Annotated in this window: 18 protein-coding genes; 6 read left to right on the forward strand and 12 right to left on the reverse strand. The window is 74.7% G+C overall.

What is annotated here, in order from left to right; genetic code table 11:
- Nucleotides 1-46: 46 nt before the first annotated feature.
- The 6 genes from ACFVS8_RS04655 to ACFVS8_RS04680 all read right to left on the reverse strand — a co-directional run bounded on the left by ACFVS8_RS04655 (nucleotide 47) and on the right by ACFVS8_RS04680 (nucleotide 5,558).
- The gene (locus ACFVS8_RS04655; RefSeq protein ID WP_387058236.1) at nucleotides 47-568 is read right to left on the reverse strand and encodes a nitroreductase/quinone reductase family protein; all 522 of its coding nucleotides are present in this window, start codon (nucleotides 566-568) and stop codon (nucleotides 47-49) included.
- 110 nt (nucleotides 569-678) lie between these two features.
- Nucleotides 679-1,635, reverse strand: coding sequence for a nucleoside hydrolase (locus ACFVS8_RS04660; RefSeq protein WP_387058238.1), 957 nt, complete (start codon nucleotides 1,633-1,635; stop codon nucleotides 679-681).
- 122 nt (nucleotides 1,636-1,757) lie between these two features.
- Nucleotides 1,758-2,264 carry a GNAT family N-acetyltransferase gene (locus ACFVS8_RS04665; RefSeq protein ID WP_387058241.1) on the reverse strand — a complete coding sequence of 169 codons (507 nt, stop codon included), beginning with the start codon at nucleotides 2,262-2,264 and terminating at the stop codon, nucleotides 1,758-1,760.
- Between the two features lie 199 nt (nucleotides 2,265-2,463).
- Nucleotides 2,464-4,056 (reverse strand): DEAD/DEAH box helicase, encoded by a 1,593-nt coding sequence (locus ACFVS8_RS04670; protein ID WP_387058244.1) that lies wholly within the window; start codon nucleotides 4,054-4,056, stop codon nucleotides 2,464-2,466.
- Between the two features lie 288 nt (nucleotides 4,057-4,344).
- Nucleotides 4,345-4,974: a DUF1684 domain-containing protein gene (locus ACFVS8_RS04675; protein ID WP_387058247.1), complete on the reverse strand. Its 630-nt coding sequence runs from the start codon at nucleotides 4,972-4,974 to the stop codon at nucleotides 4,345-4,347.
- Nucleotides 4,971-5,558, reverse strand: a complete 588-nt coding sequence (locus ACFVS8_RS04680) for a hypothetical protein (protein WP_387058250.1) — start codon at nucleotides 5,556-5,558, stop codon at nucleotides 4,971-4,973. Before ACFVS8_RS04680 ends, ACFVS8_RS04675 begins: the two co-directional genes overlap by 4 nt.
- 207 nt (nucleotides 5,559-5,765) lie before the next feature.
- On the opposite strand from ACFVS8_RS04680, the gene ACFVS8_RS04685 reads away from it, so the two are divergent.
- Nucleotides 5,766-7,106, forward strand: a complete 1,341-nt coding sequence (locus ACFVS8_RS04685) for a hypothetical protein (RefSeq protein ID WP_387058253.1) — start codon at nucleotides 5,766-5,768, stop codon at nucleotides 7,104-7,106.
- 80 nt (nucleotides 7,107-7,186) lie between these two features.
- Complete coding sequence (locus tag ACFVS8_RS04690; protein WP_387058255.1) at nucleotides 7,187-7,861, forward strand: 2-phosphosulfolactate phosphatase; 675 nt, start codon at nucleotides 7,187-7,189, stop codon at nucleotides 7,859-7,861.
- Nucleotides 7,862-7,944: 83 nt separating this feature from the next.
- Here ACFVS8_RS04690 and ACFVS8_RS04695 read toward each other — a convergent pair whose 3' ends face one another.
- The 3 genes from ACFVS8_RS04695 to ACFVS8_RS04705 all read right to left on the reverse strand — a co-directional run bounded on the left by ACFVS8_RS04695 (nucleotide 7,945) and on the right by ACFVS8_RS04705 (nucleotide 10,538).
- The gene (locus tag ACFVS8_RS04695; protein ID WP_387058258.1) at nucleotides 7,945-8,622 is read right to left on the reverse strand and encodes a CGNR zinc finger domain-containing protein; all 678 of its coding nucleotides are present in this window, start codon (nucleotides 8,620-8,622) and stop codon (nucleotides 7,945-7,947) included.
- 149 nt (nucleotides 8,623-8,771) lie between these two features.
- On the reverse strand, nucleotides 8,772-9,269 hold the full coding sequence (locus tag ACFVS8_RS04700; protein WP_387058261.1) for a SprT-like domain-containing protein: 498 nt from the start codon (nucleotides 9,267-9,269) through the stop codon (nucleotides 8,772-8,774).
- Nucleotides 9,270-9,323: 54 nt separating this feature from the next.
- Nucleotides 9,324-10,538 carry a PQQ-dependent sugar dehydrogenase gene (locus ACFVS8_RS04705; protein ID WP_387058264.1) on the reverse strand — a complete coding sequence of 405 codons (1,215 nt, stop codon included), beginning with the start codon at nucleotides 10,536-10,538 and terminating at the stop codon, nucleotides 9,324-9,326.
- Between the two features lie 52 nt (nucleotides 10,539-10,590).
- Here ACFVS8_RS04705 and ACFVS8_RS04710 point away from each other — a divergent pair, with 52 nt between their 5' ends.
- The 4 genes from ACFVS8_RS04710 (at nucleotide 10,591) to ACFVS8_RS04725 (ending at nucleotide 14,655) form a co-directional block, all read left to right on the forward strand.
- Nucleotides 10,591-11,352, forward strand: a complete 762-nt coding sequence (locus tag ACFVS8_RS04710) for a LamB/YcsF family protein (RefSeq protein ID WP_387058267.1) — start codon at nucleotides 10,591-10,593, stop codon at nucleotides 11,350-11,352.
- A complete protein-coding gene (locus ACFVS8_RS04715) occupies nucleotides 11,349-11,972 on the forward strand; it encodes an allophanate hydrolase subunit 1 (RefSeq protein ID WP_387058269.1) in 624 nt (207 codons plus the stop codon). The genes ACFVS8_RS04710 and ACFVS8_RS04715 overlap by 4 nt, the downstream gene beginning before the upstream one ends.
- The gene (locus ACFVS8_RS04720) at nucleotides 11,972-12,838 is read left to right on the forward strand and encodes a biotin-dependent carboxyltransferase family protein (RefSeq protein ID WP_387058272.1); all 867 of its coding nucleotides are present in this window, start codon (nucleotides 11,972-11,974) and stop codon (nucleotides 12,836-12,838) included. The genes ACFVS8_RS04715 and ACFVS8_RS04720 overlap by 1 nt, the downstream gene beginning before the upstream one ends.
- A gap of 101 nt (nucleotides 12,839-12,939) precedes the next feature.
- Entirely contained in the window at nucleotides 12,940-14,655 is a 1,716-nt protein-coding gene (locus tag ACFVS8_RS04725) for a glycoside hydrolase family 10 protein (RefSeq protein ID WP_387058274.1), read from the forward strand.
- 90 nt (nucleotides 14,656-14,745) lie between these two features.
- Here ACFVS8_RS04725 and ACFVS8_RS04730 read toward each other — a convergent pair whose 3' ends face one another.
- The 3 genes from ACFVS8_RS04730 to ACFVS8_RS04740 all read right to left on the reverse strand — a co-directional run bounded on the left by ACFVS8_RS04730 (nucleotide 14,746) and on the right by ACFVS8_RS04740 (nucleotide 17,501).
- A complete protein-coding gene (locus ACFVS8_RS04730; protein ID WP_387058277.1) occupies nucleotides 14,746-15,606 on the reverse strand; it encodes a spermidine synthase in 861 nt (286 codons plus the stop codon).
- Between the two features lie 139 nt (nucleotides 15,607-15,745).
- A complete protein-coding gene (locus ACFVS8_RS04735; RefSeq protein ID WP_387058280.1) occupies nucleotides 15,746-16,501 on the reverse strand; it encodes a spermidine synthase in 756 nt (251 codons plus the stop codon).
- 55 nt (nucleotides 16,502-16,556) lie between these two features.
- Nucleotides 16,557-17,501 (reverse strand): hypothetical protein, encoded by a 945-nt coding sequence (locus ACFVS8_RS04740; protein WP_387058282.1) that lies wholly within the window; start codon nucleotides 17,499-17,501, stop codon nucleotides 16,557-16,559.
- Between the last annotated feature and the right edge of the window lie 377 nt (nucleotides 17,502-17,878).

Here is a 17,878-nt window from a genome sequence, read left to right on the forward strand (position 1 = left end):
TGCGGTGCTGACGGCGATTCGGATCGACGGGGCGGGGGTCGGCGCGTCAGCGCGTCGCCCTGGGCTCGAGCACGACGACCGCGGTCTCGCGGCGGCGACGGGAGGCGTGCGCGTCGACGTCGTCGCCGAAGGTCTGCCAGGCCGCCAAGAGGCGTTCGCGTTCGACGCCCTTCGCGGCGTGCGCTCGCACCTCGCGCGCGCCGCTCGGCAGCACGACCCGCGCATCCGGCTCGTGCTGCAGGTTGAGCCACCAGGCGGGGTCGGGCTCGGCCCAACCGTTCATCGCGAGCGTCACGAGGTTCGGACCGTCTTCGAAGTACGCGACGATCACGGCGCGCTCGCGCCCGGTGCGACGGCCCGTCGTGGTCAGCTGCATCGTGCCCCATCGATCGGGCCTCGGCGGCCAGAGGCCGCGCCGCCCGCGCGTCACCGCGTAGATGCCGCGGTGCACGACCCAGGCCGTGCGCACGAACCAGCGCGGCGGAATGCGGGGCGGGCGTGGCGCGCCGGCGGGCGACGGCTGCCCCGACGTCGGCACGCGGCCCGGATCGACCTGCTCCTCGTGCATCGTGAACCGCCCTCCGCCCGGGATCGATCGGGCCGACTCCACGATCGTCGTGCGCCCCGGCCGCGTCAATCGGCCGATCGGCCGAGTCCGACCGGCACCATCGGCCGGCGCTACGACCGCGGCAGCCCGAGCGAATCGAGGAACACGCCCGCGAGCCGCGGCGCGTCGACCGTGAGCGCGACCTCGACCGGCACCCGGTCGACGACGAGGCCGTGGGCCAGGTCTTCGCCCGGCCGCCCGCGCAGGTTGACGACGGTCTGACCCCTGGCGCGCCCGGCCAGCTCGACGTGCACCGGCAGCAGGCGCGTGCCGAGTGCGTCGGGGTCGACCAGCGAGCACACCGCGCCCGCATCGCCGATGAGGCCGCTGTACTCGGGCTCGCCGCCGTGCGAACTCGAGACGCGATTGCCGAGCAGTGCCCCGACGACCCGCGCGAGCGGCTCGTCGGACGCCGCGAGCCTGGCGGCGTGATACTCCTCGACCGCGACCGCGTTGAACACGTCGAGGCCGTACATGTACGCCGGCACCCCGGAGTCGAGCACGATCGCCGCCGCCTCGGGGTCGTGCCAGACGTTGAACTCGGCGACGGCGGTCGCGTTGCCGACCGAGGCCGACCCGCCCATGAAGACGAGGCGATCGACGTGGTCGATGACCTCGGGATGCATGCGCAGCAGCAGTGCGAGGTTGGTCTGGGGCGCGAGGGCGACGAGCGTGACCGGCTCCGTCGAGGCGAGGATCGTGCGGCGCAGGAACTCCACCGCGTGCTCGGATTCGACCTGCCGTGGCGAGGGCGCGAGCTCGACCCCGCCGAGGCCGTCCGTGCCGTGCACGGTCGCGGCGCGAGGCGACTCGATGAGCGGGCGCTGCGCGCCGGCGGCGACGGGCACGTCCGACCGGCCGGCGGCGGCCAGCACGCGCAGGGTGTTCTCGACGACGCGGTCGAGCGAGACGTTGCCGGCGACGCAGCTCACGCCGAGCAGCTCGAGATCGGGATGGCGCGCTGCGACGAGCAGGGCGAGGGCGTCGTCGACGCCCGTGTCGACATCGAGGATGACGGGAGTGGGCATCACGTCAGACTAGCGGCGACGGATGCGACGCCGTACGAGCCGACCACGGCCGAGCCCGCCGACCGCGCCCGCCGACCGCGCCCGCCGAGCCGATCGCACGGGCCGAGCCGAGAGGCGCCGCGTCAGCGCACCATCCGGATCTCGTGGATCGTCTCGCCGAGGAACGGCTCGTCGTGCGAGGCGCCGTCGGCGGTGAAGCCATTGCGCTCGTAGAACCCGATCGCGTGCGTGTTCGCGGACGGCACCCAGAGGGTCACGGCCTCGTCGCCCACGGTGGCGTCGAAGAGCTTCTGCCCGATGCCGTGGCCGTGGTGCGAGTCGAGCAGGTGGATGAAGAACAGCTCGTGCGCGCGGGGCGCGTCGTCGTCGCGTGCTGGGCCGGCGCCGGCGAAGCCGACGATCTCGCCGTCGACGAGGGCGGCGAAGTAGGTGTGCTCCTCGTTCTGCCCGAGGCGGTGGGCCCAGAGTTCGGCCATGCGGCGGGGGGACAGGTTCGCCAGGGTGGCCTGGTCGACCAGCTGGTCGTAGTCTTCGTGCCAGCACTGGGCGTGCACGCGCCCCAGGGCTTCGGCGTCGGAATCGCGGACCGGACGGATCACAAGGGCTTCGGCAACGACTTCGGTGCTCATACCCAGAGGCTAAGCCAGCGTGCGGCGGTCGACAAATCGAGACGATCGGTCCGCCGGTTCGTTGTCCACCCGTGACAATCGGGCGACCGCCGGCGCGTGCCTGCGCGGCCGACGGGGAACCCGCGCATCTGCCCGACCGACGGGAACGGCCCCGGCGAGCACACGCTCGTCGGGGCCGTCCGGCGGTGTCGCGCGGGCGTCAGCCCTGCGCGCGGCGGTTGGTGCGTGCGTTGCGGTTCGGCGAGACGAGGCTGCCGACGCGCAGCGGCTGCTTGGCCGAGCGGGTCGAGCCGCCGGATGCCCCGCGCTGCGCGCCCGTCGTCTGGGCGCCGCGGCTGTGGCCCTGGCCCTGCTTGGGCGCGTTGGCCTTGGCCTCGGGGTGACGGCCGGAGCGGTCGCGACGCTGGGCGCCCTGCCCGGCCTCGACCGGGGCGGCGGCCGCGCCGGAGCCAGTGCCGCGTCCGCGACGACGGCGTCCGCCGCCCGCCGAGCCGCCGTTGCCTGCAGTGGCGGCGGGTGCGCCCTCGCGCGCGGCGCGCTTGCGCTGGGCGTTGGCGCCCTGCGAGCGTCCGCCGCCCTGCTGCTGCACGGCAGCGCGGGGAGCGGGCTTCACATAGGCCGCGACCTCGCCGATGAGCGCGACGACCTGCGGCGACTTCGCGGTCACGCGCTCGGGCACGACCTGGATCGCGGCCTTGCGCAGCAGCGTCTTGAGGTCCTGCTTCTGGCCGGGCAGGCAGATCGTGACGACGTCGCCCTCGCTGCCGGCGCGGGCGGTGCGGCCCGAGCGGTGCAGGTACGCCTTGTGCTCCATGGGCGGGTCGACGTGGATCACGAGCTCGACGTTGTCGACGTGCACGCCGCGCGCCGCGACATCCGTGGCCACGAGCACCTTGGCCGAGCCGTCGGCGAAGGCGGCGAGGTTGCGGTCGCGCTGCGGCTGCGACAGGTTGCCGTGCAGGTCGACGGCGGGGATGCCCTGCTCGGTGAGCTTCTTCGCGAGCTTCTTGGCGTGGTGCTTGGTGCGCATGAAGAGGATGCGGCGGCCGGTGCCCGAGGCGAGGGCCGTGATGAGCTCGTTCTTCGCGTCGACGTCGTCGACCTCGAAGACGTGGTGGGTCATGGCGGCGACGTGCGAGGTGGCCTCGTCGACCGAGTGCAGCACCTCGTTGTGGAGGAAGCGCTTGACGAGCTTGTCGACCCCGTTGTCGAGGGTCGCCGAGAACAGCAGGCGCTGGCCCGACTGGGGGGTCTTGTCCATGATGCGCGTGACGACGGGCAGGAAGCCGAGGTCGGCCATGTGGTCTGCCTCGTCGAGCACGGTGATCTCGACGGCGTCGAGGGTCACGAAGCCCTGCTTCATGAGGTCTTCGAGGCGGCCGGGGCAGGCGACGACGATGTCGACGCCGGCGCGGAGCGCGTCGACCTGGCGCTTCTGGTTGATGCCGCCGAAGATCGTGGTGGTCTTCATGCCGTACGCCTCGGCGAGCGGGGCGAGCACGGCGTCGATCTGGGTCGCGAGCTCGCGCGTCGGCGCGAGCACGAGGCCGAGCGGGCGGCCGGCGCGGCGCTTGCCGCCGGCGAGCTCGCCGCCGAGGCGCGCGGCCATCGGGATCGAGAACGCGAGGGTCTTGCCCGAGCCGGTCTTGCCGCGGCCGAGCACGTCGCGTCCGGCGAGCGTGTCGGGCAGGGTGTCGACCTGGATGGGGAACGGGTCGGTCTTGCCGTCTGCGGTGAGGGCCTGCACGATCGGTGCGGGAACGCCGAGTGCGGCGAAGGAGGTGTCGGTCACTGGTGCCTTTCGGGGCATGGTGCACCGCGCGGTGATGGGCGTCGCACAGCGCTCGCAGTCTGCGGCGCGCGGCGGCGGTTCTCGTCCCGGCGGTGGGAGTGGCGAAGGCGCCGGTCGGCGCATCCGTTCGCCGTATGAGAGTCAACGGGCGCCCTCGTGACGAGGCCCTGCCCGGAAAGCGTTTCTACGACGCAGGCGGCGCGTTCGTCGCGCACACCATCGACGAGCATAGCGGATGCCGCGGGGCGGAGGCTGTGAGTCCGGTGCGGCTCGGGCCGAGGCGGAAGCTCAGCGGGGCAGCCGCTCGCCGACCGGGACCTCCTCGCGGAGCACGTTGCCGGGCTGCGCGAGCGGGCACGACCACGACGGGTCGTAGGCGCACGACGGGTTGTAGGCGAAGTTGAAGTCGACGACGAGGGTGTCGAGTCCGGCGCCGGCGCCGAGGTCGGCGCCCTTGACGGTGTCGAGCAGGTAGCGTCCGCCGCCGTAGGTGCCGCCGGGCATGCCCGCGAGCTTGTCCTTCACGGGCAGGAACAGGCCGCCCGCATACTGGGTGAGCCGCCACACGTCGAGCGTGCCGAGGTACGGCACGCGAACGGTGCCGGCGAGCGAGAAGCGGATCCGGCCGTCGGTCGCGCTCTCGACGACGAGCTTCTGCGGTTCGTCGGGGCGCCGCAGCTCGAGCTCGAAGCGCCAGTCGGGGTCGTAGCGGGCGACGGTGAGCCCGGTGAACGAGGAACGGTCGTCGGGCAGCAGCGGCGACTGCGGGTGGCCGGCGAAGAGCTCGTCGCGCCCCGACTTCCAGAGCTCGTGGCCGGCGGCCGGGTCGTGCGCGCTGAGCTGACGCACGCCCGCGTACAGGCCGAACACCCGGCGACGCCAGTCCGCGAGCTGCAGCGACGGGTTCGAGGTGGTCATGCGGGGCTCCCCTCTGGCCGGGCATCCGGGTGGGCTTCAGGACTGGCGGATGCCTCGGGCGGCCCGTCGCCGGTCGGGGCGGCCGCCGCGGCATCCGCTGTTCCGGGCGGGTCGAACGCCCACGACGGGGCGAGTCGGGTGAGGCGGGCGCCGCGCCACTGCCAGAACGCCCACGTCGGATACCACGCGAGCGCGCCGAGCGGCCCGGCGTCGAACCGCAACCGGTCGCGGTAGAGGGTGCGGCCGTCGGGCAGTGCCGAGACGGCCATGCGGTGGTCCCACCGCTCGAACAGGGCGAACGGGCCGGTGAGCGCGCCGCCGCCGTCGCGCAGCATGCGCACGCCGGGCGGCAGGCCGCCGGGGTGGCTGAGGTCGACGACCTCCTCGCCGACGGGAAGCACGCCGAAGGCGAACGGTTGCAGGCGATGCCGGCCCTGGGGCCACGCCGTCGGCAGGCCACCCGGTTCGAGCGAGGCGAAGTCGAGCCAGGGCGCGACGACCTCGCGCAGCACGGCGGGGCTGTGCAGCGCCCGCCAGGCGGCGTCCGGCGTGCAGTCGAGCTCGAGCTTCAGCATGACCCGCATGAGCCGACCCTAGGACCGACGGATGCCGCAGCCAAGCACCTGCGCCGCATTCACGGCGTGCCGCGTCGCCGGGGCGGTCGGGCGCGGCCGTCGTTCACGGAATTCAGGAGATCCTGCCGCAGGGGCTGTGGAGCGCACGTCCGAGGTCGACATCTCCTGAATTCCGTGCACGGGATCCTCGCATTCCCAGCGCCTAGACTCCCGCGCATGGCCGACGGACTCTGGTGGGTGCCCTCGCTCGTCGTGGCCGGCGTCGCCGTGGCCGCGCTCGTCGGCGCCGTGCTCGGCTTCCGTCACCTCGGGCACCGGCGCGAGCAGGCGGCGCTCGCCGCATCGCGGCCGCTCGAGATCGAGGCGAAGTCGCTCATCGTGCGCGCCGACACGGCCGTGCGCGAGGGGCAGGCCGAGGTCGCCTTCGCCGAGGCCCAGTTCGACGACGCGACGGCGCGAACGGCCCGCGCGTCGGTGGATTCGGCAGCGCGGTGGCTGCGCGAGGCGTTCCTGTTGCAGCAGCGCCTCGACGACGCCGATCCCGACACCGCCGCCGAGCGTCGCACGTGGAGCGCGCGCATCATCGACCTCTGCGAACAGGCGCTGCGCACGCTCGCCGACTCGGATGCCGCGCTCGCCGCAAGGCGTCGCGCGGAGCACGGGGCGAGCATCGAGGGCCCGGTCATGCAGGCCAGGGCGCGCGAACTCGCGGTGCGTCGCCGCGAGGCCGCCGCGACGCTCGAGCGCCTCGCGCGTCGGTACGCCCCGTCGGCGCTCGGCGGCGCCCACGGCCACCTCGAGCGGGCTGACCTCGCGCTCGCCGCGGCAGACGATCGGCTGGCCGAGGCCGCCGCGGCGATCGCGACGGCGCGCCCGGCCGCGGCCGCGAGCGCCGGAGCGGCCGAGGCGCTCGATCGGGCCGAACGTGCGATCGTCGCGGCCGGGGCCGTCGAGGCCGAGCTCGCGGCGGCCACTTCGGCGGAGGCCGAGCTCGCGCAGCGGCTCGAGCTCGAGGCGTCCGCCGCCCGCGCCGAGCGCGACGGGGCCGTGCGGGAGGAGGCCGTGCGCGACGCGACCGGCGCACCGGCCACGTCGGGGCAGGGTACGGACGGCCGCGCCGTCGCCCGGCCGGCCGCCGCCGACGGCGCCGCGCTCGTGACCGCGATCGCGGAGGCGAACGACGTGCTCGCCTCCCGGGCGCAGCGCGCGGGCGACCCGTTCGCGGCGCGCGACCGCCTGCGCATCGCCCTCGACCGGCTCGACGCGGCGCGGGCGGCCGCGAGGGCCGCGCAGTCGAGGCTCGACGGGGCGACCCGAGCGCTCGGCGGGGCGCTCGCGATCGCCGAGAGCCAGCTCCGCGCGGCGAACGAGGCCATCGCGCACGGCGGGCGTCGGGTCGGCGCCGACGCGCGCACGCGCCTCGCCGAGGCCGAACGCCAGCTCGTGATCGCGCGGCAGGAGCCCGACCCGGTCGCGGCGCTCGATGCCGCGAGGCGCGCGACGTCTCGCGCGAGCGACGCGGAGGCGCTCGCGGCGTACGACGCGATGGGGCGCTGACCGGCTGGCCGGTCCGCCGCACGGCGTCACGAACCGGCCGCCGATTCAGGCCAGGCGCGCGACGGCGCTAGCCTGACGCGGTGAGCGATTCGACGAACGCCCTCGGGCAGGCGAAGTACCAGGTCCGCTTCGACTGGGGTCTGCGCGGTGCCCGACGCATCCTGCCCGGTGCCCACGTCGTCGTGCTCGTCGACGCGCTGCTCGTCACGACGCAGGCCGTGCTCGCCGCCGAGCGGGGTTCGACACTCGCCATTGGCGCTGAGGCCGCACCGGATGTCGCGGCCACCGAGGCGGCCGACCTCGCCCGGGAGCTCGCCGGCCACGACGTCGTCGTGCTCGCCGCGTCGCTGCGGAACCGCGAGGCGGTGGCCCGACGCATCCTCGCGCTGCAGGAGTCGCGCGGCGAACGCCTCTTCGTCGCCGTCGTGGCGGCGGGCGAACGGGCCACTGAGGCGGGGGAGCGGGCCGACGAGGCGCCGGCCGGCGGCATCCGGTTCGCGATCGAGGACCAGCTCACGGCCGGTGCCGTGATCGACGCGCTCGTGCGGCTCGGCATCGACCACACCTCGCCGGAGGCGGCGGTCGCCTGCGCCGCGTTCGAGGGACTGCGGCACGCCGCCGTGCACCTGATCGGCGCGGCGGGCACCGGGGCCGGGCTCGCGGCCGACGGCCGTCGCGACGAGGTGCGCCAGGCGACGCAGCGCGACGTGACCGACGTCGTGCCCGTGCTGCGCGACGGCGTCTTCGGGGCGTAGGCCGCCGAGACCGACGCGCGCGACGCGACGGATCGCGAGACGCCAGCTCGCGTCGAACGCGACGGATCGCGTCGCGCGCCGGGTCAGGCCGCGGTCTGGTCGAGCTCGACGCGCCCGTTCGCGCTGGCCTTGCGCGCGCGGTGGGCGCGCACCTTCGCACGGTTGCCGCACCGCTGCATCGAGCACCAGCGCCGGGTGGCCGCGCGCGAGGTGTCGAGGTAGACCATGTGGCAGTCGGGCCCGTCGCACTCGCGCAGGCGACCGGCGTTCTCGACCGAGAACACGTCGACGGCGTCGCGCGCGATCGTGGCGAGCGCCTGCGGCACGGTGTGCACCGAGCGGCCGGCCTGGCGGGTGCCGCCGCCGAGCGACGGCGGGATGTCGGGCGTGGCCGCGTAGAGGTTCACGACGTCGACGTCGCCGCCGCGCAGTTCGTCGCCATGGGCCGCGGCGCGGGCCATGCGCACGATCGCGTCGCGCAGCGAGACCGCGTCGAACAGGTCGCGCGAACGGGCCGAGCCGACCTGCACCGGAAAGCGCTCGCGGAGCCACTCGGTGAGGTCGTCGGGCGCATGCAGCCGTTCGTTCGCGGGCTGCCCGGCCACGGGCCCGTGGGCCGCGGTCGAGCGACCGTCGGGCTCGCCGAGCGCGCCGGTCACGGCGAAGTCGAGCGCGAACGAACCGGAGTCGAACCACCAGCGCACGCCCTCGGGGGAGACGAGCCATTGTCCGACGGGGATCGACACGGTTGAGACGGGCACCCGGCAATGCTAGCGGGCCCGCGGGGGCCCCGAGGTCGCGATCCGCTCACGTTCCAGGCGGCCGTCGGGCGTCCAGCCCGCGCGCAGCGTGCGCACGGCCGGCGTCCGACGTGCGCACGGTCGACGCGCGGCCCGCGCCCGGCCGGCGTTCAGTCCGCGGCGGCGCTCGCGGCCCGTCGGCGCACGGCGGCGGTGATCTCCCTGCGGTGCCACACGATGAGGTTCGCGCGGTCGAATCCGCGGTGGCAGACGCCGCAGCTGAGCGGCCGGGTGGGCCGGCGGTAGCGGAAGTGCTCGTGGCCGGCCGGGCAGCGCCCGACCCACGGCGCGAGCTCGTGGGCGACCTCGCCGTCGTGGGTCCGTCGGCCGACGTAGCCGATCTCGGCCGCAGTGCGGCGCCACTTCGGGCCGTGTCCGGCGCGGGGGCCGGCCATGGCGTGCGCGACCTCGTGCAGCAGGATCTGGTGGATCTCGTCGTCGTCGTACTTGGCGGCGAGGTAGCGCGACACCGAGATGCGCTTCGAGGTGTAGTTGCAGAGCCCGGCCCGCTTCTTGGCGTTGTCGAAGGCGAAGCTCCAGACCTGCTCGTCGAGGTGCAGCACGATGAGGGCCTCGGCCCACCGTCGCACCCGATCGAGATCCGCCATGGCTCTGAGAATAGTCCCGGATGCCGCATGCGCGGCAGGTTCGGACCGCGGGCGTCAGCCGGCCGGCGCGAGCCGCACGCGCAGCAGCCGGTCGTCGCCCGCCACGGGCGACCCGCGGCCGTCGGTGTTGTTCGTGAGCACCCAGAGCTCGCCGTCGGGTCCGGGCGCGACGTCGCGCAGTCGGCCGAACTCGCCCGCGAACCATGCGGTCGGCGGAGCCACGCCGCTCGACGCGGGGGCCGCGGCGAGGAGCCGCTCGCCGCGGAGGGCTGCGAGGAACAGGGTGTCGCCGACGACCGCGAGCCCGCTGGGGCTCGCCTCGGAGGTCGGCCACTGCAGCACTGGGTCGACGTACCCCTCGACGCCGCCCTGCCCCTCGACGATCGGCCAGCCGTAGTTCGCGCCGGGCGTGATCCGGTTCAGCTCGTCCCATGTGTTCTGGCCGAACTCGGCGGCCCACATCGCGCCCGTCGCGTCCCACGCGAGGCCCTGGGGGTTGCGGTGCCCCATCGAGTAGACGAGCGAGCCGAACGGGTTGCCGGGCGCGGGCTGCCCCTCGGGCGTCATGCGCAGGATCTTCCCCGAGAGCGAGGCCGGGTCCTGGGCGGGGTCGCGACGTCCGCCGTCGCCGACCGTCGCGTAGAGCAGCCCGTCGGGTCCGAACGCGAGGCGCCCGCCCTGGTGGTTCGCGTCGCCGCGCGGGATGCCCGTGAGCACGGGCTGGGGTGCGCCGAGGGTGTAGGAGCCGGGTTCGCCCGCCAGCGGCATCCGCACGATCCGGTTCTCGGAGGCCGCGGTGAAGTAGGCGTACACGAACGCGGAGGCGCCGCGTTCGGCCGGCAGGTGCGCGAGGCCGAGCAGCCCGCCCTCGGCGCCGGTCACGACGTCGGCGACGGTCGCCACGACGCGGAGGGATCCGTCGGCGTTCACCTCCACGATGCGCGCGGTGTCGCGTTCGCTCACGAGGGTGCCGCCGCCGGGCAGTCGCAGGATCGACCACGGCGCCTGGAGCCCCTCGGCCATCGTCTCGACGACGCCGGTCGGCACCATGACGACCGGAGCCGCCGACGGCGTCGGCGTCGGCGTCGGCGATGGTGCGGCGGGGCTCGACGTCGACGGCGCGGGCGAGCCGGGCGGGCTCGACGGCGGGGCCGTGCGTGTCGCCGGCGCCGTGCACGAGGCGAGGGCGAGCGCCGCCGCGAGCGCGGTCAGGGTGGCGGTCGCCTTCGCCGTGGCGCCGACCGCGCGACCCCTCCACCCGGAACGCACCCCTCCAGTCTGGGCCGCGCCCCGCGGGAAGGGAACCGGCAGAATGGAACGCATGCAGCCGACGATCGACCTGAACAGCGACCTCGGCGAGAGCTTCGGGGCGTGGCGCGTCGGCGACGACGAGGCGATGTTCCGCGTCGTGACGAGTGCGAACGTCGCCTGCGGGTTCCACGCGGGCGATGCGCTCACGATGGCTCGGAGCGCTGCGTCGGCCGCCCGGGAGGGCGTGGCGCTCGGGGCGCATCCGGGGTATCGCGACCTCGCGGGGTTCGGGCGCCGGGCGCTCGACACGAGCCCGGCCGAGATCGCGGCCGAGCTGCTCGTGCAGCTCGGGGCGCTCGACGGCGTCGCGAGGGCGGCGGGCACCCGGGTGCGGTACGTGAAGGCGCACGGCGCGCTCTACCACCGGCTCGCCTCCGACGCCGCGGCCGCCCGCGCCTACGTCGAGGCCGTCGCCGCGTACGACCCGACCCTTCCGGTGCTCGGCCCGCCGACGAGCGAGATCGAACGGGCGACGGATGCCGCGGGGCTGCGGTTCGCGCGCGAGGCCTTCGTCGACCGCGGGTACGCGGCCGACGGCTCGCTCGTGCCGCGCGGCGAGCCGGGCGCCGTGATCGACGACCCCGCCGCGGCCGCGGATCGCGCGCTCGAGCTCGTCGAGACCGGCGGCATCCGCGCCGACGACGGCAGCCGCGTCGAGCTCGCTCCCGACTCGCTGTGCCTGCACGGCGACACCCCAGGTTCCGTGGCCATCGCGCGCGCGGTGCGTGCGGCGCTGGAGCGCGCCGGTGCGACGATCGAGGCGTTCGCATGACCCGGCGACTGCTGCCGAGCGGCGAGGCCGCGCTGCTCGTCGAGTGCGACTCCCTCGACGAGGTGCTCGCCCTGCACGACGCGCTCGACGAGGCCAGGCCCGCAGGGGTGGTCGAGCTCGTGCCCGCCGCCCGCACCCTGCTCGTCGCGGTCGACCCCGAGCGCATGCCCCTCGAGTCCGCCGCGACCTGGGTGCGCCGAATCCCGGCCGAGGCCGGTTCCCGGCTCGCCGGCGCGCACGCCGACGTCGTGCGCATCCCCGTCGTCTACGACGGCGACGACCTCGCGGCGACCGCGGCGCTTCTCGGCGTCTCGGCCGAGGCGCTCGTCGCGCGGCACTCCGGCATCGGCTGGAGGGTCGCGTTCGGCGGCTTCGCGCCGGGGTTCGGATACCTGGTGAGCGACGAGTGGCCGTTCGAGGTGCCGCGGCTCGAGGCGCCGCGGCCGCGCGTGCCCGCGGGGGCGGTGGCCGTCGCCGGCGCGTTCGGCGGCGTCTACCCGCGCCAGAGCCCGGGCGGGTGGCGGCTGCTCGGACGCACCGACGCGACGCTGTGGAACCCGGCGTCAGACGACCCGGCCGCCCTCGCGCCCGGCCGCCGGGTCAGGTTCGAGCCCGTCTGATGGCCGCATCCGCGCTCACCGTCGAGCAGCCGGGCGCCCTCGCGCTCGTCGAGGACCTCGGCCGCCCGGGGTTCGCGCACCTCGGCGTCTCGTCGTCGGGCGCCCTCGACCGCGGCGCGCTCGCCCTCGCGAACCGGCTCGTCGGCAACCCCGCTTCGGCGGCGGGGCTCGAGGTCGTCATGGGCGGCCTGCGCGCGCGGTTCGACGCCGAGACGTGGTTCGCGGTCGCGGGCGCCTGGGGCGACCTGCGGCTCGACGGCCGTCGCATCGCTCCGTACACGGCAGCTCGGGCGCTGCCGGGGTCGGTGCTCGAGCTCGGCGTCGCGACGCGCGGCGTCCGGTACGTGCTCGCCGTGCGCGGGGGCCTCGACGTCGACGCCGTGCTCGGGTCGAGGTCGCGGGACACGCTCGCGGGGCTCGGGCCCGCTCCCGTTCGGGCCGGCGACGTGCTGCCCATCGGCGCTGAGCCCGCGGCATCCGTGCCCCTCCTCGATCACGAGGCCGCGTTCCCTCCGACCGACGGCACGGTCGTGCTCGGCCTGCTGCCCGGCCCGCGCACCGACTGGTTCACGGATGCCGCGCACGCCGCCCTGTTCGACGGGGCCTGGCGCATCTCGGAGCAGGCCGACCGCATCGGCGCCCGCCTGCTCGGCGAGCCGCTCGAACGCCTCGTGCCCGGCGAGCTGCCGAGCGAGGCGACCGTGCCGGGATCGATGCAGGTCGCGGGCGACGGCCTGCCCACGATCCTGCTCGCCGACCGCCCGGTCACCGGCGGCTACCCCGTGATCGCCATCGTGGCGCCCGCCTCGCTCGACGCGGTCGCCCAGCTGAGGCCGGGGCAGGCGGTCCGGTTCCGGCACGCGTGAGGCCCGCGGCATCCGTCTGGAAGTAAGGTCTGGAAGCAACTCTTCACATCGGTCAGAAAAGCTGGAAGTATCTTCCGCAACGTGACCGATGGAGGACGACGATGCACCTCGAACCCACGACCGACGCCGCAGCGAAGGCCGACACGACCCCGAACGACCGGGCGATCGCACCGCCGCCCGGTGCCGTCGGTACGGACCCGGCGGCCGAACGCGAGCCGGCGCTCGTCGGCCGACGCGGCTTCCTCACCCTCGCGGCGGCGGGCGCAGCGGCCTCCGCCTTCACCGTGACGATCGGCACCCTCGCGCCCTCGCCCGCCCACGCCGCCGAGGCCGGGTCGGGGACCGCGGCCGAGGCGGGTCCGAGAAAACGGGAACTGCGCGCCATGTGGATCTCGTCGGTCGTGAACATCGACTGGCCCTCGGCCGCCGGGCTCACCGCCGACGCGCAGCGCGCGGAGTTCCTGCACTGGCTCGACGTGGCCGAGCAGTTCCGCCTCAACGCCGTCTTCGTGCAGGTGCGGCCCACGGCCGACGCGTTCTGGCCGAGCCCGCTCGAGCCCTGGTCGCAGTACCTCACGGGCGTGCAGGGCCAGGACCCGGGGTACGACCCGCTCGCGTTCATCGTCGAGGAGGCGCACCGCCGCAACCTCGAGCTGCACGCCTGGTACAACCCGTACCGGGTGTCGATGCAGGCCGACCCGTCGAAGCTCGTGCCCGAGCACCCCGCCCGCGTGCACCCCGACTGGATCTGGCCCTACGGCGGCAAGCTCTACTTCGACCCGGGCCTGCCCGAGACGCAGGAGCACATCCAGCAGGCGATCATGCACTCGGTCGAGCACTACGACCTCGACGGCGTGCACTTCGACGACTACTTCTACCCCTACGCCGTCGCCGGGCAGACGATCCCCGACGCCGCGACCTTCGTCGCGCACGGCGCCGGGTTCGACGACATCGCCGCCTGGCGCCGCCACAACGTCGACACCTTCGTCGAGTCGATCTCGAAGCGCATCAAGGCGGCCAAGCCATGGGTGAAGTTCGGCATCAGCCCGTTCGGCATCTGGCGCAACGCCTCGACCGACCCGAACGGCTCGGCCACCGGCGGGTCGCAGTCGTACGACATGCAGTTCGCCGACACCCGCAGATGGGTGCTCGAGGGATGGCTCGACTACATCAACCCCCAGATCTACTGGCAGTTCGGACTCGCGGTCGCCGACTACGCGGCGCTCGTCCCGTGGTGGGCCGACGTGGCAGAGGCCTCCGGCACGCACCTCTACATCGGCGAGGCCCTCTACAAGGTGACCTCGGGGGTGTTCACCGACCCGGCCGAGCTCTCGAACCACCTCGACTTCGACCGGCAGGTCGATGCCGAGCGCGCGCCCGTGCACGGCAACGTCTACTTCTCGGCCAAGCACGTGCCGGCCGACCCCCAGGGGTCGATGTCGATCGTGCGCGACCGCCACTACACGGCACCCGCGATCGTACCGGCCATGCCGTGGCTGCCCGCGACACCCGTGAACGCGCCCGTGCTCGCGCTGGCCCACCGGTCGGGCGACGGCGCGCACCTCGTCTGGCTCGACGCGATCCGACCGAACCGGCGCGCGACGTCGTTCGCGATCTACCGCGTCGAGGGCCGGGCGGCGACGGTCGACACGGATGCCGCGGCGAACCTCGTCGCGACCGTGCGCGCGGCCGACGCGGTGCGTCAGGAGTGGGTCGACACCTCGGCCGTCGCCGGCACCCGCTACACCTACGTCGTCACCGCGCTCGACCGGGTCTGGAACGAGTCGGCGCCCAGTCGCCCGGCGAGCGTGCGCTGAGGCCGGTCCGTCCGCCCGGCGCACGTGCGCTGAGGCCGGTCCGTCCGCCCGGTGCACGTGCGTCGGGCGGGCGGATGCCCGTGACGGCGGTCAGCGCTTCAGGAACACCGAGCGCGCGGGCGGCGGCGAGGGCACCGCGGTCGCATCCGTCACCGCCGGAGCACCGGCGATGAAGTGCCGCAGCTCGTCGCCCTCGACGAGGCGTGCGGGCGCCGGATCGCTCGCGAGGCGCCGGGGCATGCCGGCGAACGGCAGCTCGGCGTGCGAGGCGTACATGACGACGTTGCCGAACCGTCGGCCCTTCAGCATCGACGCATCGGCTGCGATCGCGACGTGCTCGAAGACCTGCGAGAGGGTCGCCGCCTGCGACCTCGCGAATGCCAGCCCGGCGCCGTCGGCGACGTTCGCGGTCGCGATGCCGTGCGGCGCGAGTCGACGCTCGAGCAGTTCGTAGAACTCGACGCTCGTCACGTGCGCGGGCGTGCGCGCACCCGAGAAGATGTCGACCACGGCGACGTCGACCGCGCCGTCGAGGCCCGGAGGCAGCTTCGCGAGCACCTCGCGCGCGTCGCCGTGACGCACGCGCACCTGCGCGCCGCGCGGCAGCGGCAGGTGCTCGCGCACGAGCTCGACGAGGTCGGACTCGAGCTCGACGACCTGCTGGCGCGAGCCCGGCCGGGTCGCCGCGACGTACCGGGGGAGGGTGAGCGCGCCGCCGCCGAGGTGCAGGGCGGTGATGGCCTCGCCCTCGGGGCGCACGAGGTCGATCGCGTGCCCGATGCGCCGCACGTACTCGAACCCGAGCCAGTCGGGCCGTTCGAGCTCCACGTGGGACTGCGGCGTGCCGTCGACGACGAGGGTCCACGAGCCGGGCACCTGGCGCGACTCCTCGAGCCGGGCGAGATGCCCGCTCACCGAGAGACGGCGTTCGGGCGAGGAGTCTTCTGGCACACGGCCACGCTACCCCGGCCCGCTCGCCTTCGGGCCGCTCGCCTCCGGCCCGCGGGAGGACGCTCAGCTCCGCGGAGGACGGTTCGGAGCATCCTCACGCGCCCGAGGCATCCTCAGGCGCGCTCGGGCGTGCGCCCCGTCAGCAGGCGCCCCACAGCGCGAAGTCGAGCTTCGCACCCGCCAGCACCGTCGCGGGGAACGGCCCGCCGGCCTCGAGTCGCGCGGCCACCGCAGCGGGCATCGTGCCGGATGCCGCGACGAGCACCGTGTTGCCCTCCTCTGAGCCGTCGACGACGTGCGCGTCGCCCGCCACGACGAGCTCGGCGCCCGGATCGGCCCGCGCGAACGACCTCGCCGACGTGCGCAGGCGCGCGAGCCCCGCGGCATCCGCGATGTTGACCGCGACGACCCCGCCCTCGCGCAGCAGGCCGAGGCACGACGCGAGGAAGGCGGGGTCGTCGACGAACGCGGGGGCGTCGAGGCGCGTGTACACGTCGACGACGACGAGGTCGTAGCGCTCGCCGCGGCCGGCCGACCGGCCGACGGCCTCCGCGGCGTCGTCGATGCGCACCTCGATGCCGGAGTCGGGCCACGGCGCCCTGGCGCGCACGACGCCGATGAGCTCGGCGTCGTGGTCGACGACCACCTGCATCGAGCCCGGCCGGGTCGCGTGCACGTACCGGGGGAGCGTCAGCGCCCCGCCGCCGAGGTGCAGCACGGCGATCGGCGCACCGGGCATGGCGACGGCGTCGACGACGTGGCCGATGCGCCTCAGGTACTCGAAGAAGAGCCGGGTGGGGTCGGAGAGGTCGACGTGCGACTGCGCCGAACCGTCGACCAGCAGCGTCAGGCCGTGCGGGCTGAAGACGTCGGCCTCGAACTCGATGCGAGCCATGCAGGCATCGTCCCACGCGAGCGCGGTCGGGCGGCATGTCGGTGGGGCGGCGGGTTCAGCCGCGCCCGGCCCCGCGGCCGTGCTCGAACGCGTCGAGGGCGGCCTCGAGCAGAGCGGCGCGATCGAGTCCGGTGCGCTCGGCCAGGTCGGCGATGCGCCGCTCGAGGGCGTCGGGGTCGGATGCCTGGGTCGGCCCCGATTCGCCGGCTGGCGCCGCCTCGGCGGCGGCCGGGGCACCGTCGGGCGTCGCGTCGGTTGCCGTCACATGCGCAGGGTGCTCCCGCACGAGCACCGCGACGACCGGGAGCACGATCGTGCCGAGCGCGTCGACGATCGCCACCACGCCGAACCACCGCCAGTACGTCTCCCCGTCGTCGCCGGGGACCTCCCAATCGGTCAGCAGGGGGAGCACGAGCATCACTGCGACGATCGCGATGGCCGCGAGCGTGACCGCGAGCGCGATGCGCACGGCCCTGCGGCGCCGGCCCGAGAGCTGCAGCAGCAGGTTGGCGTGGGCGAGGCTCACCGCGATGATCGAGGTGATGCCGAACCACCGCCAGAGGTCGGCCGGCCATCCGCCGCCGTTGTCGTACCACGGCGTCCAGATGAGCACGAGGCCGATGACGAGCACGACCGCGCTCGCCGCGAGGCCGACGAACCCGACCGCGCGCACGGGCCGTGCCACCACGCTCAGGTGGCAGAGCGCGAGGATGCTCGCACCGGCGATGAGCAGGGTCGTGCCGAGCACGCGGCCCTGGACCTCGCCGAACTCGCCGCTCAGGAGCGTCACGATGCCGACGACCGCCGTGATTGACAGCGACGCGACGAGCACGACGATCGCCGTCCGGCGGTAGCCCCGCAGCGCCCGCGCGGCGGCCGACGGCGCCGGTGTCGGTGCGCCCGCCGACGCGCCGACGGCCGACTCGGCGGCCGGCGCCGCGCCGGGCGCGTCGGTCGGTGCGGTGTTCGGCTCCTGCGGGCCGGGGGCGTTCGGGTTCACGCTGACCTCCTCGTCGATGGGGTCAGCATAGGGCCGAGACGGGGCCGCATCGGGCATCCGACGCGCGAGCGGATCGGCCCGCGTCGAGCGAGCTCGCGACGACCGCCGACGCCGCGCGGAGCGCATCGAACAGGGGCCTGATCAGCGGGTTCCGGATGCGCACGGCGTGCGCCGCGGCATCCGCAAGCTGGGTTATACCTGAGACCGAGGAACAAATCAAGAATCGGCTGGACATGGCGAGTCGCAAAGTATATGGTTAACCTTTGCGCTCCCAGACCCACTATGCCTTCATATTGCGGTCGGCTTCGCATGCCGGGTTCATTCCCGCGCATCGGCACGCGTCTCGGGGCAACTCTCACCGCTACCGACAGTGAACC

Source organism: Agromyces sp. NPDC058110, assembly GCF_042884735.1.
Classification (GTDB): Bacteria; Actinomycetota; Actinomycetes; order Actinomycetales; family Microbacteriaceae; genus Agromyces.